The organism is Oleiphilus sp. HI0043 (assembly GCF_001634935.1).
In genome coordinates this window covers 1-2,011 of record NZ_LWEY01001100.1, presented here as the reverse complement: position 1 = coordinate 2,011, position 2,011 = coordinate 1, and the positions used below count along the sequence as shown (strand labels likewise).

The 2,011-nt window shown below is 46.1% G+C and carries 3 protein-coding genes; all 3 read right to left on the bottom strand.

The window, feature by feature from the left end:
• Positions 1 to 1,010: heme d1 biosynthesis radical SAM protein NirJ (nirJ, locus tag A3729_RS12005; RefSeq protein ID WP_068633909.1), on the bottom strand; the 1,010-nt coding region annotated here is incomplete at its 3' end.
• Positions 1,011 to 1,040: 30 nt separating this feature from the next.
• Positions 1,041 to 1,628, bottom strand: a complete 588-nt coding sequence (locus A3729_RS12000) for an Lrp/AsnC family transcriptional regulator (RefSeq protein WP_231872121.1) — start codon at positions 1,626 to 1,628, stop codon at positions 1,041 to 1,043.
• Positions 1,600 to 2,011 (bottom strand): Lrp/AsnC family transcriptional regulator (locus A3729_RS33025; protein WP_068633907.1); only part of this gene is annotated, 412 nt, incomplete at its 5' end. The genes A3729_RS33025 and A3729_RS12000, both read right to left, overlap by 29 nt.

The following is a 2,011-nucleotide window of genomic DNA, read 5'->3' as shown; positions in this document are numbered from 1 at the left end:
CCCTCAATAGGACGTGGACTCATGCGTAGCCCCAGCATTAATTCATCGTCGGTATTTTGCCAAATATCTGAAAACGGGCGTTCTTTGACATTACCCAGGTGATGACTCCACCAGAAAGTATCGGGGTGAACATTTCCCAAGTTGTCGATATTGGAAATATTAATTCCTGAAGAATTACCCCCCCAGCGTTCAAGGTGCTCTCTTAACAGTGGCGCACGTTCTGGAAAACGCTTTTCAGCCCACTGAAGTAGGTAAACACCGTCAGCGTCATTGTTCCCGGTAACATATTCAGTCACCTTGCCAGAAACAACATCATTCCAGGCTCGGTCAAATAGCAGATCCATAGCTTCACGCGTTGTCTGAAAATAGGCATCACGCTTACTGTTGCGCTTACCACGGCCGGAATAGTTAAGGTGGGATAAGTAAAACTTCTCTACGCCATGCTCGTCCATTATATCGAGCAGCGCAGTTAAATCGTCACTGTTTTGTTCCGTCAGTGTAAAGCGCCAGCCAGCTTTAATACCGTTCTCTCGACAGAGTTTAATTCCGTTTAAGGCCGCATCAAAACCACCCTGCATCTGGCGAAATTCATCATTATTTTCACGCAAGCCGTCGATGCTGACACCGACATAATTAAAACCAACTTCAGCTATTTTCTTAATGTTGTCTTCGTCGATTAGGGTACCGTTGCTCGACAAGCCAACATAAAAGCCCATGCTTTTCGCTCTTTTTCCAATTTCAAAGATATCATCCCGAAGCAAAGGCTCCCCGCCCGAAAGAATCAAGACGGGTACACCGTAAGCCTTTAAATCATCCATCAAGGTAAAGACTTCTTCGGTGCTTAGTTCGCCTGGAAAGTGAGTATCTGCCGAAATGGAATAGCAATGCCTGCAGGTTAGGTTACAACGCCGAATCAGGTTCCAGATAACGACGGGTCCTGGCGGCTTTCGCAATGGCCCTAATGGCGTTTGATCGTGCAGAATTTTCATGTACTGGCTAATTCTAAACATGGCACTCCGCCTTATTCTATTGGTCTCTGTTCAGGTCTTTTTAGCGCTAGGTGGCGCTTCTCTCTGACCGATTCGTAGACCGGTCTTTTTTAATATTTTGGTACTGTAGAGCGCATCGCTCGCTCGTAAGTCATCACCCAATAGCTGATTGATCTGCTCTATATATTTCGCAACTTCTTGTTTAGTTTTACCATGAACCATGGCAAAGAGGTTATACCTCCATAGCGGTAAGTGGCGGGGCCTGTGATAACAGTGACTAACAAAGGATAAATCGCCCAAAGCTTGTCCTAATTCACTCACCTTTTCGTCGGGCACATCCCACACAGTCATACCGTTTACTTTAAAGCCCAGTTTGTAGTGATTGGGTACTGCAGCGATTCTTCGAATAATCCCTTCATCTAACATACGTTGCAGACGCGCCATCACCTCATCGGCAGATATATTCAACATCAAACCCAGCACATGATAAGGTCGTGGGGCAAGAGGCAAACCCTCCTGAGTCAAGACGATCAACTCGCGATCTATACTCGATAGTGAGTAGTTTTCTTCCTCCTCCATAGGTAAGTCCTCCGCTTGAGGGCGATAAAAATCATTCGAGGTCGAGATAGAATCCAACATAGAACTCCTCCTTCTTCGGCATGTCGTAGACCTTAAATCCTGTCTGACGTTCAATTTCTTCGATCACTCGCCCTTTACCTTCCTGTTCCTCAGTTGCAATCACAAACCACATATTCAATTCGTGAGTCCGTTTGTAGTTGTGAGCAATCTCGGGAAAGCCATTGACGATTTCAGCTACTTCATCAAAGCGCTCTTCCGGTATCGCCATACCCGCAAGTGACAGTGCACCACCCAACTGCTCTGCATGGTACATTGGGCCAAAGCGCGTTAGCGTTTTATCGGCACGCATCTTCTCAACTCGGTCGATCAACTCTGATTCTTTTATGTCCAGCTCTTTTGCAACTTCGGCAAAAGGGTATTCACAAATAGGAAAACCATACTGG

What these genes read in the sequence shown, in the direction of transcription:
- A3729_RS12000 (WP_231872121.1), bottom strand. Translation starts at nt 1,628, where the DNA reads ATGTTGGATTCTATCTCGACCTCGAATGATTTTTATCGCCCTCAAGCG.